This is a genomic window from Bradyrhizobium sp. CCBAU 45321, from assembly GCF_028128975.1.
In the GTDB taxonomy this organism is placed as follows: domain Bacteria; phylum Pseudomonadota; class Alphaproteobacteria; order Rhizobiales; family Xanthobacteraceae; genus Bradyrhizobium; species Bradyrhizobium yuanmingense.
The window spans coordinates 308,647-323,117 of record NZ_LFKZ01000016.1 but is presented as its reverse complement, the minus strand read 5'-3'; the positions used below and the strand labels follow the sequence as shown (position 1 = coordinate 323,117).

At 66.6% G+C, this 14,471-nt stretch carries 7 protein-coding genes; 4 read left to right on the top strand and 3 right to left on the bottom strand.

What is annotated here, in order from left to right; translation table 11 throughout:
- The first annotated feature begins 66 nt into the window (after positions 1-66).
- Positions 67-1,092 (top strand): histone deacetylase family protein, encoded by a 1,026-nt coding sequence (locus tag ACM43_RS05685; protein ID WP_271538759.1) that lies wholly within the window; start codon positions 67-69, stop codon positions 1,090-1,092.
- A 233-nt stretch (positions 1,093-1,325) separates the two neighbouring features.
- Here ACM43_RS05685 and ACM43_RS05680 read toward each other — a convergent pair whose 3' ends face one another.
- From ACM43_RS05680 to ACM43_RS05670, 3 genes are all read right to left on the bottom strand, one after another.
- On the bottom strand, positions 1,326-2,057 hold the full coding sequence (locus ACM43_RS05680; protein WP_271538757.1) for a 4'-phosphopantetheinyl transferase family protein: 732 nt from the start codon (positions 2,055-2,057) through the stop codon (positions 1,326-1,328).
- A gap of 222 nt (positions 2,058-2,279) precedes the next feature.
- The gene (locus tag ACM43_RS05675) at positions 2,280-2,450 is read right to left on the bottom strand and encodes a hypothetical protein (RefSeq protein ID WP_225114011.1); all 171 of its coding nucleotides are present in this window, start codon (positions 2,448-2,450) and stop codon (positions 2,280-2,282) included.
- An 88-nt stretch (positions 2,451-2,538) separates the two neighbouring features.
- On the bottom strand, positions 2,539-9,033 hold the full coding sequence (locus ACM43_RS05670) for a non-ribosomal peptide synthetase (RefSeq protein ID WP_271538752.1): 6,495 nt from the start codon (positions 9,031-9,033) through the stop codon (positions 2,539-2,541).
- 136 nt (positions 9,034-9,169) lie between these two features.
- Here ACM43_RS05670 and ACM43_RS05665 point away from each other — a divergent pair, with 136 nt between their 5' ends.
- The 3 genes from ACM43_RS05665 (at position 9,170) to ACM43_RS05655 (ending at position 14,468) form a co-directional block, all read left to right on the top strand.
- Positions 9,170-12,628 (top strand): ATP-binding protein, encoded by a 3,459-nt coding sequence (locus tag ACM43_RS05665; RefSeq protein ID WP_271538750.1) that lies wholly within the window; start codon positions 9,170-9,172, stop codon positions 12,626-12,628.
- 1 nt (position 12,629) lies between these two features.
- Positions 12,630-13,424: a protein-L-isoaspartate O-methyltransferase family protein gene (locus tag ACM43_RS05660; RefSeq protein ID WP_271538748.1), complete on the top strand. Its 795-nt coding sequence runs from the start codon at positions 12,630-12,632 to the stop codon at positions 13,422-13,424.
- 96 nt (positions 13,425-13,520) lie between these two features.
- Entirely contained in the window at positions 13,521-14,468 is a 948-nt protein-coding gene (locus ACM43_RS05655; RefSeq protein WP_271538746.1) for a DUF6492 family protein, read from the top strand.
- Positions 14,469-14,471 lie beyond the last annotated feature (3 nt).

Sequence of the window (14,471 nt, the reverse complement as noted above, 5' to 3'; positions counted from 1 at the left end):
GCTTGCATCCGGCGGCCGTGGCGATCAAGACTCTGCGGCACGTCCATGCGACCACGGAGTGTTTGAGTGAAAGCCGTCCATACCGAGCTGCACCGCAGCCACGATCCGCAATTCTTTCTGGTGCGCGGTGTCGTCAAGCGCACCACTGAGCAGCCCGAGCGCGCCGACCGCCTGCTCAGGGGATTGCGGGATGGCAAGCACCAGCTGGTCGAGCCAACCAAGTTCGGGCCCGGGCCGCGCGCACGCATTCACAGCCCGGAATACCTGTCGTTCCTCAGCGAAGCCTGGGACGCTTGGACGGCGCTCGGCGATTCCGGCCCGGAGATGATCGGCAATATCCATCCCGTGCGCCATGCCGCGACCTATCCGACCCACATCGTCGGCAAACTCGGCTGGCATACCGCCGACACCGCAGCGCCGATCGGCCCGGGCACGTGGGCCGCGGCCTGCGCCGCCACCGATGTTGCGGTGACCGCAGCGCAGATGGTGATGGACGGCGAGGACGCAACTTACGCGCTCTGCCGTCCGCCCGGCCATCACGCCTATCGCGACATGGCCGGCGGCTTCTGCTTCCTCAACAACAGCGCGATCGCGGCGGCGCATCTGCGGCAGAAGCACGAGCGCGTCGTGATCCTCGACGTCGACGTCCATCACGGCAACGGCACGCAAGGCATCTTTTATGCCCGGCCCGACGTCTACACGATCTCGATCCATGCCGACCCCGTTGCGTATTATCCCTACGTCTGGGGCTATGAGCATGAGCGCGGCGAAGGACCCGGCCTCGGCACCAATCTCAACATTCCGCTTCCCATCGGCACCGGCGATGATGGCTATCTCCAGGCGCTGGACATCGCGCGCAAGGCGATCGAATCCTTTGCCCCCGACGCCCTCGTCATCGCACTCGGCCTCGATGCTTCCGAGCACGATCCGCTGAAGGGATTGGCCGTCACCACGCCTGGCTTCCGCCGCATCGGCCAGGCCATCGCGAAGATGGGGCTGCCGACCGTCCTGGTCCAGGAAGGGGGCTATCTCTCGGATATCCTCGGCGCCAACCTGACCTCGGTGCTGGCGGGCTTCGAAGAAGCGCGCTGATGCTTACCTCTCCCCGCCTGCGGGGAGAGGTCGGAATTTGCGCAGCAAATTCCGGGTGAGGGGATACAGGTCTCACAGCGATCCCCCGTGCGGAGAGAGGCCCTCACCCCGACCCTCTCAGCGCGAGCGAAGCTCGTCGCGTCCCCGTAGGAACGGGGAGAGGGAGAAGAGCCGCATCGCTCGCGACTCCAAAATAATCCAATCGGCGCGCGGCGCCTCGCCGCTTGCGCGCTTCATTCAGTCGCTTGACGGAGAGGCCAGGGATGGCGGCTGATGGGCAGGCCGCCGTTCGCGCGGGAGCCGTCGGCGATCGCGAGGCGATGCGCGGGCGATGGCGAGCACAGCGAGAAGCGCCAGGCGTCCGGATCGTCGACGATGTCGGGCTTGAAGCTGATTTCGATGGCCTCGCGTGACACCTGCATGGCGAAGGCGTCGAGCGGCAGATTGAGCCCGAAGCCCCTGGCCTTCAGATAGGCCTCCTTGAGCGTCCAATAGTCGAAGAAGCGCTCGATCGCCGCGGGCTCCGGCAGTCCGCGCAAGGTTTCGACCTCTTCCGGCGCAAAGAAGCGAAGCGCGGTGGACAGCGGCGCGACGCGCCGCGACACGGTTTCGACGTCGACCCCGACGGCCTCATGCCGCGACACTACGCAGGCGACGCAGCCGTCGGCATGCGACAGGCTGAAATGCAGCGCGGTCGAGGTAGCCGGTGCTGCGACGAACGGCCGGCCATAGCGGCCCGCGCCAAACGTCCAGTCGGTCGGCGCCACGTTGGAAGCGACCTGCGACAGCGCGAGGCGCAACATCGCATGTGCGAAGATGTACTGCCGCCGATGCCGCTCGAACACGAAGCGATCGGCCCGGGCCCGCTCGTCGACCGAGAGCAGGCGTCGGCACGCCTCGGCCGCGCCCGGCACGTCAATGGTCTCGATCAGTCCGACAAAGAGTTCGATTCTGTCGTCTGCCATCAATTGGGCCCATGGCGTCGGGCGAGGCCAAATCCCTCGGTCCCGACGGAAGAAACAACTGCGCAAGAATCAGCCGAGAGGACCGTACCTAGCGGTCCACCCGGGCGAATTCTTGTCGATTTGCAGGCCGGTTTACAGGCGTAAGCTTGTGCGAGCCCCCAAGCTCAACACGCAAGCGGCCGCTCTGCGAAGATTCGTTACGGCCGTCCCCGACCGACGAATTTACTTCTTCTTCTTGGACTTCTTCTTGGACCCGCGCAGAGCCTTAAGGCTGGCGTCGACATCCTTCAGCGCGAGCTGAAGTTTTTGCTTCTCGAAATTGAGCAGGTCTTGCAGCGCCTTGCGGTCCTCTGCGCTAAGCGAGGTCTTCTTGGTAAATTTGATGAAACCCATAACACTCCCCCGGTTGAAAATGATCATCCTAATCAAAACCCGAGAATAATCTTGCGCGACGACGCCAAATAATCAAGCTGCAACTTGATCATTCACAGCTTTGGGGCGTGAACCCGTATTCCGGCGCGATGTCGCGGCATCTAGCGGCCCTGCGCGTGAGCAATCTGCCGAGTGGTGCGTTGGGCTGGGCGATCGCCGCCGTCAGCAGGGCGACGAGGTCCTCCATCCATTCGCCGACCGCTCGGCCCTCGAGCAAATCGCGCTTGTAATTGCAGGAGCCGGTAATGCCGGTCGGGCGCTCCTTGAGCATCAGCGACAGCCAGGTCTGGTCGATCGGCAGCACCGGCTGGCCTTCGCGCGCGACGTTGCCGATCGATTCCGTCGCGAGATCCGGGAGATCGAGCGGCCGGCGCAACGGATTCTGCAGCGTGAAATAGACCTGGAGCAGCGAGGCCGGATCGATCCCCTCCTGCTCCAGTCGATGGGCCAGGACGTTGAACGGCAGCTCCTGCCGCGCATGCGCCTCGAGCACGCTCTGGCGCACCCGCAGCAGGGCGTGCGCGAAAGACAGGTCCGGCGTGATTGTCGTGCGGACGATCACCGTGTTCTCGAACGGGCCGATGATCCGGTCGGTGTCCGGCTGGGCACGATTGGCCATCGCGGTCGCGACCGCGATGTCGGTGCGGCCCGTCCGGGCCAGCAGCATGGCCTTCAGGCCGGTGAGCATGCACATGAACAGCGTGCAATTGTGCTGACCGGCAAGCGCCGTCAGCCGGTCGATCAGCTCGCGCTCGAGGCAGACCGGATGATGCCCGGTGGAGGCGCCCGGGCTCGCTTCGCCGTCGAAGAGGGGACCCGCTCCGCGCAAATTCAGGATCCAGTCGGAAGCCTGGCGGCGCGCCGCGTCGGTGCCGCACCACCAGCGCTGCCAGCGTGCCACGTCCGAAAAGGCCGGCGGCGGGCTCGGCAGCGGCGCAGACGGATATCCGGCCAGCGCGGCATAGCGGCTCGACAATTCCTCGAACAGCACGCCGATCGACCAGCCGTCGACGACGGCGTGATGCAACGTCAGCAGCAGCACGTGGTCGTCGTCGTGGAGCCGCAACAGCCGGGCGCGCAACAGCGGCGCGCGCCTGGTGTCGATCGGGGTATAGGCCTCCTGCTCGATCAGGAGATCGATCTTCCTGAGCTCGAGCGCCTTGCGGCGCTTGTTGTCGTGGGGATGACCGTCGCCGATCGTCTCGACCGTCATGATTCGGCCGATCGTGCGTGGCGCGGCGATGCGGCTTTCCGGCTCATCGCCGTTCCAGGCGAACGCGGTGCGCAGCGATTCGTGTCGGCGCACCACGTCGTCGATCGCCTTTGCCAGGGCGGCCGAATCGAGCGGGCCCTGCAGGCGGAAGGCGAAGGGCAGATTGAACTGCGGCAGCCCCGGCAGATTCCGCTCGATCTGCAGCATCTGGTCCTGCCCGATGGAAGGCGCCGGCGGCCCGCCCGCAGCCGATCGCGGCAAGCTTGCGGCAGGCTTGTTCGGCTTCGTGGCCACGGTCTGTTCGACCCGCCGCGCCAACCCCTCGATCGTCGGCGCCTCGAAGATGGCCTTGATCGGCAGCGACACGCCGAGCGCCCGCGCGATGCGTGCCATCACCTGGCCGGCCAGCAGCGAATGGCCGCCGAGGTCGAAGAAATTGTCGGTAACACCGATGCGTTCGACGTTCAGCAGGTCGATCCAGATGTCGGAGAGCACCTTTTCGGTGAAGCGCCGCGCCGGGACGACGGCATCCGCGCCGGACGTTTCCGGCGGGACGGATGCCAGCAGCGCCGAGCGGTCGATCTTGCCATGGGCGTTGAGCGGCACCTGATCCAGGAACAGGAAGGCGGCGGGGATGGCGTGGACGGAGAGGCGGCTCTTCAGAAAGTCGCGCAGCTCGCTGGCGCTGCTCCGGCTGCCGGGCTTGGCGACGACATGGGCGATCAGCCTGATGTCGCCGCTCGCCTCGCGGCGCGGTTCGACGATGGCGGCGCGCACGCTTGGATGCTCGGCCAGCGCGTTCTCGATCTCCTTGAGCTCGATACGATAGCCACGGACCTTGACCTGATGGTCGGCGCGGCCGAGGCATTCGATCGTCCCGTCGGCGCGGCGCCGGACCAGATCGCCGGTCCGGTAGAGCCGGCTGCCGGCCTGGCGCGAGAACGGATCGGGCAGAAAACGCTGCCGGCTCTGCGCGGGATCGTTGATATAGCCGCGGCCGATTCCGGCGCCGCCGATGCAGAGCTCGCCGGTCACGCCGATCGGTTGCGGCTGGAGCTGCGCGTCGAGCACGTAAAGCTGCGTGTTCGGCAGCGGCGCCCCGATCGGAACGTTGGCCGTCGCGATCGCCGGCGCCTTGGTCAGGCGATGCAGGGAGACGTCGTCGGAGCATTCCGAGGCGCCATAGGCATTGATTAGCGGCACCCTCGGGCAGCGCGCAAACCAGGCGCGGCAGAGCTCGACGGGCAACGGCTCGCCGGTCGAGATCAGCAGCCGCAGCTTCGCGAAGGCGCGCCGGATCGGCGCCTCGTCCATACGCTCGAGAATGAGGCGCAGCAGCGAGGGCACGATCTCGAGCACCGTGATGCCCTCGCCCTCGATCTCGCGCGCTAGCAGCATCGGGTCCTGCACGATCGCGCTGCCGCAGACATGGACGCGCGCGCCGACCATGGGACCGGCGAGGAATTGCCAGACCGAGATCACGAAGCTCTGCGGCGCGGTCTGCGCGATCACGTCCTTAGGCGAGAGGCCGAGCTCGGAGATGAGCGAGGCCAGATGGTTCGACAGGCCGCGCTGCTCGATCATGACGCCCTTCGGCGCGCCGGAGGAGCCGGACGTATAGACGAGATAGGCAAGGCTCGAGGCGGCGCGCCGTGCGGCGTGGGCCGGCTTGTCTGCCCTTGTCGCGACCACGTCGTCAAGCTCGGCCACCGGGATGCGCTCGACCAGCGGTTCGAGCAAGGCCTCGACCATGGCAGACTGAGCCCGCCCGGTCAGCAGCACGCGGGCACAGCTCGATCCGAGGATGGTCGAGAGCCGTGCCGTCGGCTGGTCGGGATCGAGATTGAGGAAGGCCGCGCCAACACGCTGCACCGCGATCATCGCGGCGAGCAGGTCGGGCCCGCGCTCCGCGAGCAGGGCAACCACGCTCTCCGCGCCGACGCCCTCACGGGCCAGCCAGCGCGCGGCCGCTCCACTGCGGCGCGCCAGCTCGCGATAGGTCAGGGACGTGCGATCGTCCGAGACCGCGACGGCGTTCGGCGTCTTCCTCGCCTGGCGCTCGAAGCGTTCGCTCAAGTTGCCGCGTGTGGTGAAATTGGCCGGCATGCCCCGGCCTTTTGCCAGCGCTTGCCGGCGTTCGGCCTCGGTCAGGAGCGGCAGGCGCGAGATGCGCTGCTCCGGATTGGTGATGACGGCCTTGAGCAGCGTCTTGAACTGGGCCGCCATGGCTTCGATCGTCGCGGCCTCGAACAGATCGGTGGCGTATTCGAAGAAGCCGGTGAAGCGGCCATCGGCCTCGACCAGTTCGAGCGTGATGTCGAACCGCGCCACCCTGGGATCGACTTCCAGCCGCCGGGTCGACAGGCCAGGAAAGCGCGCCGCCTCGATCGAGGCGTTCTGGAGGATGAACATGGTCCGGAACAGCGGATTGCCGTCGCTGCGGCGCGCCACCTGCAATGCGCGCAACACCTCCTCGATCGGAAGGTCCTGGTTGCGGTAGGCGTCCAGCGTGACCTGCCGCACCCGCCGCAACATCTCGCCGAAGCTCGGATCGCCGCTGAAATCGTTGCGCAGGACCAGGGTGTTGGCGAACAGCCCGATCAGGCGTTCGCTCTCGATCTGGTTGCGATTGGCGATCAGCGATCCCGTGGCGACGTCCTCATGCGAGGTGTGGCGGAACAACAGGCACTGGAAGGCGGCGAGCAGCGTCATGAACGGCGTGACGCCCTGGTTCTGGCTCAGCGCGCGCAGCTCGGACGAGAGGGACTTTGAGAATTCAAGGTAGTGACGCGCGCCGTGTCCGCTCCAGATCTCAGGTCTCGGCCTGTCAGTTCGCAGCGGCAGCATGGTGACGCCGTCGAGCTGGGTCCGCCAATAATCGAGCTGCTCCCTGGCCGCGGGCGTCTGCGCCCAGTTTTGCTGCCAGAGTGCGAAGTCGCGATATTGGAAAGCGGGCGGCGGCAGTGCGGCCGAATGCTTCTTGCGCGCCGCGGCATAATGGACGGCGAGCTCCTGCCAGAACAGCTGCTGCGACCAGCCATCGGTGGCGAGGTGATGGACGTTGACCACCAGCGCATGGTTGTTCCTGTCGAACGACAGCAGTGTCGTCTTCAGGGGCGGCGCGTGGGCCAGGTCGAACTGATGTTGCGCAAGCCTGAGCGCCTCGCGCCGGATTGCCGCAGGCCGCCTGCCCGCAGGGCATGGCTTGAGCTTGATGCGCTCCAGCCGCGGCGCCGATGACAGCACAAGCTGCATCGGCTCGCCCTGGCGCTCGACGAACACCGAGCGCAGCGCCTCATGGCGCGTTGAGATCGCAGCGAGGCTCGCAGACAGCGCGGCGGCGTCGACCGGGCCCTTGAGGACGGCGATCTCGACGACGTTATAATTGTACCGGGTCGGGTCCAGTCGCGAGAGCACGTACATCCGCTGCTGCTGGAACGACAGCGGTGCGTCCGTGCCCGCAAGCCGGCGCCAGCCCGGCAGCGCCGTCTCGCGCCGGCTTGCGGCGGTCTCGATCCGGGCCGCAAGCGCTGCGACCGTCGGGCAATCGAAGATGTCCTCGAACGAGAAGTCGACATCGAAGCGGTCGCGCAAGCGCGAGCGCATCTGTGTCACCGCGAGCGAATCCGCGCCGAGCGCGAAGACGTCCTGGTCGGCGCCGATCTGCGGCAGCTCCACCAGGCCGGCCCAGATCTCGGCGAGCTGGCTCTCGACCGCATTGCGCGGCAGCCGGGGCTCGTCGCCCGCGTCGACCGTTGCAATCAGCTCGGCGAGGGCGTTGCGCTTGACCTTGCCGCTGGCGCCCTTCGGCAGCGCCGCTACGCTGCGGATCAGGCTCGGCACCTTGTAGGCCGCAAGGCGCTTTCGCGCGAATTGGCGCAGCTGGTCCGAGGTCGCCTCGGCGTTCGGCCGCAGCACCACGACGGCCGCGACGTTCTCGCCGAGCTTGTCGTGCGGGACCGCGAACACGCCGGCTTCCAGCACCGCCGGATGGCTGAGCAGGACGTCTTCCACCTCCAGCGGCGATATCTTCTGCCCGCCGCGGTTGATGACGTCCTTGATGCGGCCGACGATGAAGAGATAGCCGTCGTCATCGAGATTGCCGAGGTCGCCGGTCCTGAACCAACCGTTGCGGAATGCGGCCCGCGTCGCCGGCTCGTCATTATAATAGCCGCGGCTCATGTTCGGCCCGCGCAGCACGATCTCGCCGTGCGCCCCGCTTGCGAGCGTGCGGCCGGTCTCGTCCATGATCGCGATCTCCGGGCCGGCGGCGCGGCCGACCGACCCGACCTTGCGCAGCTCGAACGGATTGGCCGCAATCTGCGAGGCCGCCTCGGTCATGCCGTAGGTCTCGAGCACGGGCACGCCGAACGTTGTCTCCAGCCCGGCGAGAATCGCCGGCGCGAGCGAGGCCGAAGCCGACCGGATCACGCGCAGCGACGATGGTCGGGCGCGGTCCGGGTTTACTTCCGCCGCCGTCAGCAATGCGCGATGAATAGTCGGCACCGCCGTGTACCAGGTCGGTTGCAACTCCCGCATCCAGCCGAAGAACGACGATGCGTCGAAACCGTCGGTGCAGATCACGCTGGAGCCCGCGGCCAGCGCCGTGAGCAGGCCGGAGATCAAGCCATGGGCATGAAACAGCGGCAGGACGTTGAGCAGGCGATCATGCGTCGTGAGCGACAGCACATGGCCGGCATTGTAGGCGGAGAGGCAGACATTGCGGTGGGTCAGCGGCACCATTTTCGGCCGCGCCGCCGTGCCTGACGTCAGCAGGATGAACGCATCGTCGTCGCCGCGCGAAGAGCCGCCGGCATTGGCCGGCCCGATCGCCGGAGCGATGAACGCGCAGCCGCCGAGATCGCGGGCGGGCCCCGCCACGAAATCGATCACGGCGATGTCGAGCACTCTGGCGGCGTCGCGGCTCGCCGAGTTCATGTCGGCCCGGGTCACGAGCGCCGTCAGCTTCAGTTCGCTGAAATAGCGTTGCAGCTCGTCCGCCGTCAGATCCGGGTTGATGGGGACGCAGGCGCAGCCTGATGCGACCGCGATCAGCGCCAGCGCAGTATCGGCGCCGCGCGGCAGCGCGACCGCGATGCGGTCTGCGGGACCGATGCCGAGTTCACGCAAGGTACGGACCAGTTGCCGGATCGACTCGGCCAGCACGCCATAGCTGAGCGCCGGCCGGCCGGGAGCGAGGAGTGCGGGTGCCGCCGGCGTCCTGCGGGCGTAGAATTCAAGAAGGCCGCTGATATGCGCGAACACCTTCGTTTCGGCCGTGGTGCCGGCTGATGCTTCGTCCGCTCCGGATGCAATGTCCGACAACGCCATTCCCTTTTGGTCCGATTAAGTTATTCTTCCAAGAAGTTGGGGAATGCGTCCAGTCCGAGGTGAAGTTTGGACCCCAAAATCTGTGGTTGAGGGGCCCTCGAGCCCTTCGACGGAGTAAGGGTCGGGCAGAATCGCGATGCTGGAGAACGAGCCGAGCACGAGTTTGGAAGGTGGGCTGAAGCACTGGCTCGAAAGCATCGGCCTCGGGCACTACACCGATCTTTTCGCGCAGCACCGCCTCGATCTCGACGTCATCGCGGATCTCACCGAAGCCGATCTGGTCGAGCTCGGATTGCCGCTCGGCGATCGCAAGCGGCTGCAGCGGGCGATGGCGGCGCTGTTTCAAGCGGAAACCACGGAGGCGGAGGCGCCGCGTCCGCAAATCCGGGCGGAGGTCGGAGCCGAACGGCGCCAGCTCACCACGATGTTCTGCGACATGGTGGATTCCACCTCGCTGTCCGCGCAGTTCGATCCGGAGGACGTCCGCGACATGATCGCGGATTTTCGCGAGACCTGCGTCCGGGTCGTCAAGCAATACGAGGGCTTTGCCGCCCGTTTTGTCGGCGACGGTATCCTGGTCTATTTCGGCTATCCGACCGCACATGAGGACGATGCCGAGCGCGCGGTGCGCGCCGGGCTCGAGATCGTGCGGGTGCTGTCGACGGCGCACGCGGTCGAGTCGCGCGGTGCGCTCAGCCATCCGCCCGCCGTCCGCATCGGGATCGCGACCGGGCTCGTCGTGGTCGGCGATCTGGTCGGGCAGGGCACCGAAGAACGCGACTCCGCTGTGGGCGAGACCGTCAATCTCGCCGCGCGCCTGCAAGGCCTGGCGCCGCCCAACGGCGTGGTGATCTCGGCCTCGACGCAGGCGCTGCTGAAGGGGAAGTTCGACTACCGCAATCTCGGCGTCCACGACTTGAAGGGAATCCCCGAGAAGGCCCAGGCCTGGCACGTGGTGCGCGCCTCGCGGGTGGAGACCCGGTTCGCTGCGGCGATGGGTACGCGGCTGACACCGCTCGTCAACCGCGAGGAGGAGATCGCGCTTTTGATGGGACGCTGGCAGCAGGTCAAGGACGGCGACGGCCAGGTCGTGGTCAAGTTCGGCGAGCCCGGCATCGGCAAGTCGCGCATCATCCAGGAGATATTCGAGCGGATATCGGACGACCGCCATGGACAGGTCTCGCTGCAATGCTCGCCCTATTACACCTCCACCGCGTTCCATCCCTTCGTCGCGCAGCTCAAATTCTCCCTCGGTCTCGATCGCGAGGATTCGTCCGCGCTGTCGTTGGCGAGCCTGGAGAACGCGATCGCGGCCGCTCATGGCGACGTCGAGCAGGTCACCCCGCTGTTTGCCGCGCTGCTGTCGATACCGACCGAGGACCGCTATCCGCCGCTCGAGCTGTCGCCGCAGCAGCAGAAGGATTCGACCGTCGTGGCGCTGGTCAACCATTTCCTCGGCCTTGCGCGCGAGATGCCGCTGGTGATCGCGTTCGAGGATTTGCATTGGATCGACCCGACCTCCCGCGAGGTGGTCGACCTCCTGGTCGATCGGGTGCAGAACCAGCCGATCCTGGCGATCATCACCGCGCGCTCGGAATTCCAGCCGAGCTGGAACGCGCATTCGCACATCACGACCCTGGTCCTGAACCGCTTGAGCCGGCAGTTGCGCACGACGCTGGTCGAGCGCGTCGCGGGACGCGAGCTGCCCAAGGAGGTTGTCGAGGAGATCATCGTCAAGACCGACGGCGTGCCGCTGTTCCTGGAAGAGCTGACCAAGACGGTTCTGGAGTCCAATCTGCTGACCGAGCGGCACGGGCGCTACGTGCTGTCGGGACCGTGGCGGCAGCTCGCAATCCCGGCCACCCTGACCGACTCGCTGATGGCGCGGCTCGATCGGATGGGACCCTTCAAGCGCATCGCGCAGATCGGCGCCACGATCGGCCGCGAGTTCTCCTACGAGACGCTGCATGCCGTCGCCAATACGCCGGCCGAGCAGATCGAGGCGGCGCTCAGTCATCTGCAGGAGGCCGGGCTGATCATGCGCCGCGGCCATCCGCCGGATGCGCTGTACTCCTTCAAGCACGTGATGATCCAGAACGCCGCGCATGCGAGCCTGTTGCACAGCGAGCGGCGCAAGCTGCATGCGCGGATCGCCCAGGTGCTCGCCGAGATGTATCCGGAGAGGACCGAGCGCGAACCGGAGCTGCTCGCCCATCATTTGACCGAATCCGGCCAGAGCGAGGGCGCCGCCAGCTTCTGGCTCAAGGCCGGCAAGCAGGCGGCCAAGACAGGGGCCAATCTGGAGGCGATCGGCCACCTGCGCCGCGGCCTTAACGTCGTGCAGGCCAATGCGCGCATGCAGGGCGCCGACGAGATGGAGCTCAAGCTGCGCATCGCGCTCGGCAACGCGCTGATCGCCGCCAAGGGCTACGCGGTGCAGGAGGTCGAGGAGAACTACATCCGCGCGCTGGAGCTCGGCCGTCAGCTCGATGACGACGAAAAGGTCTTCGCTGCGACGCGCGGGCTCTGGGTGTGCCATTTCATCCGCGCCGATCTCACCCGCGCGCACGATCTCAGCGTCGAGCTGTTGAAGTTTGCCAAGCGCGAGCGGCTGAACGAGCGGACGCAGCCGGCGCAGCAGACCGGCTATCTGATCGAGGCGCACCGCGCGATCGCGATGACCATGCTCTATCGCGGCCGCTTCGCAGCCTCGCAGCACCATTTGCACCGCTGCATCAACCTGTTCAGCCCCGATCTGCACTCCGACCTGATGGAACGGCACGGCATCGATCCCGGTGTCGTTTCGCTGTCTTATCTCGGTTACCTCCTGTGGTTCCTCGGCCGGCCCGACGCGGCGCGCCAGCACAGCGAGCAGGCGATCGCGAACGCCGAGAAGATCCGTCATCCTTTCACGCTCGCCTTCGCGCTGGTGTTCGGCGCCTATCTCCGCCAGCATTTGCGCGACGTCGAAGGCACGCGCGACTACGCCAACCGCGCCATGATCATTGCCACCGAGCACAATTTCCTGCACTGGAAGCAGCAGGCGGCGATCCTGCGCGGCTGGGCGCTGGCTCAGCTCGGCGAAGCGGACGAAGGGCTCGCCCAGATGCGCTTCGGCCTCGACGAGTACGAGGCGATGGATTCCTGGCTCGCCGGCTGCTGGTTCCGCTGTCTGCTCGCGGAAACCTACGCCAAGGTCGGGATGCGCGACGCCGCCTTGCGCGCGCTGGATGGTGCGCTTGCGACTGCAAGGCGGACCGGCGATCACTTCTATCTCGCCGAGGTCTATCGCCTGCAAGGCGAGATCACGCTGGCGGGTGGCGACCCGGCGTCGGTACAGGAGGCGGAGGACCTGTTCGGCCTTTCGCTGGAGACCGCGCGCAAACAGGGTGCGCTGTCCTGGGAGCTTCGCACCGCCCTCGGCCTCGCGCGCCTGTCGCAACAGGCCGGCAAGCGCGACGACGCAAGACTCTTGCTCATGCCGATCGTCGGCAAATTCAGCGAGGGCTTTTACACGCCGGACCTGAAGCAGGCGTTGCAGCTCGTCGACGAACTCGGCATGGACGCGCCGGTGCGCGAGCAGGCCGGTCTGTGACATGAGCGAGCTTGCCGCCGCGCGGGCGCACTACGTGGAGTTGATCGCCAGGCGCGAGCGGATTGCCTCGAAGCGTCTGCTCGCCGCGCTCGCCGCCGTTCCGCGCGAGAAATTTCTGCCAAGGGGGCCCTGGCGCATCAAAGGCGAGGCAGCGCGCAGCTACCGGCTGACGCCCGACGCCGATCCCGTTCATCTCTACGACAACGTGCTGGTCGCCATCGATGCACGCCGCAAGCTCGACACCGGCCTGCCGAGCCTGTGGGCGCATTTGATCGACATTCTCGACGTCAAGCGGGCAGACCGTGTCGTGCAGATCGGCTGCGGCCTCGGCTATTTCTCGGCGGTGCTGTCGATGATGGTCGGCAAGAAGGGCCGCGTCCATGCGATCGAATGCGACGAGCGGCTCGCCGCCCGGGCGTCGAGCTATTTGCGCGGCTATGGCAATGTCACGGTCGTCCACGGCGATGGATGCAAGGACGTGGGCGAGCCCGCCGATGTGATCATCGTCCACGCCGGCTTCCCGCACCCGCACCCGCTCTGGCTGCGGTCGCTCCGTCCGCGCGGCCGTCTTCTGGTGCCGCTGACCCAGCGCGACCGCGAAGGCGCCGCCCTCAAGATCACGCGGAGGGCCAGGGTATTCGAGGCAGAGGCGATCCAGCAGATCCGGATCTTCCCCGGCCGGGGCCGCGGCGTGACCGCCCTCGACGACCGCGTCGCCGACTGGTGGCAGCGCGCCTCAGCCCTGGCACCGCTCCGCTTTCGCGAGCTGGAGCAGGGGCTGCCGTCGGATGGCTAACACTTCGTTTCGCTTTACCTTGATTTCGATCGTGAGTTTCCGGCATCTCGCATTGCCGCTATCAGTGCGGGTCTGATGGCCATTTGAGCGTGCTCCATGCATTCCGTTGCCCTGCTGACTGCCAGCTACGCCAAGGATATCGAACGCTTTTCGCTGCTTAGCGAGAGCATCGACACCTGGCTGTCAGGATACACGCGCCATTATGTGCTCGTTAACGATGAGGACGTGCCGCTGTTCGCGCGCTTCGCGTCCGACAAGCGGGTCATCGTTCCGGCCTCGCGCTATCTGCCAAAATGGCTGTTCGCGCTGCCGCCGGCGCTCCAGTTCGGCAGCCGGCGCGTCTGGCTGTCGCTGCTGTCCTCGCCCGTGCACGGCTGGCACATCCAGCAGATCCTGAAGGTCGCCGGCGTCCTCAACGCGCCCGAGCAGCGCGTCTGCATCCTGGATTCGGACAATCTGTTCTTCCGCGAATTCGACGTCGGCCGCTATGCCGGCGCCGAGACGACGCCGCTGTTCGTCACGCGCAAAGCGATCGCCGCCGACCACCCGTTGCACGGCCTGTGGCTGCGCACCGTCGACCAGCTTCTCGGCATCAAGGAGCGCGCGTTCCCGGCGGACGATTATGTCGGCAACGCGCTGGTGTGGGACAGGGACACTGCGCGTGCGATGACGGACGCGATCAAGTCGGCGACCGGCCTGAGCTGGGCGCTGGCGCTGTGCCGGAAGAAGAAGTTTTCGGAGTATCTGCTTTACGGAAACTTCGTCGCGACCTCGCCGGAACACCTGGCGCGACATCGGCTCACCGAAGACAGCATCGCGGTTTCGCACTGGGACGACACGCCGCTCGACCGCCCGGCCATCGAAGCGATGATGCGCACGGCCTCGCCCGAGCAGGTCGCGCTTTGCATTCAGTCCTATTCGTCGACGTCGATCGCCGACATCCGCGACGTGTTCCGCCTCTCCTCGCGCGAACGGCGCGCGCCGAGCCTGGCCCCCGAACACATCGGCGATGTGGCCGCGTTCGAGACGCCGAAGACGCGCTGATTT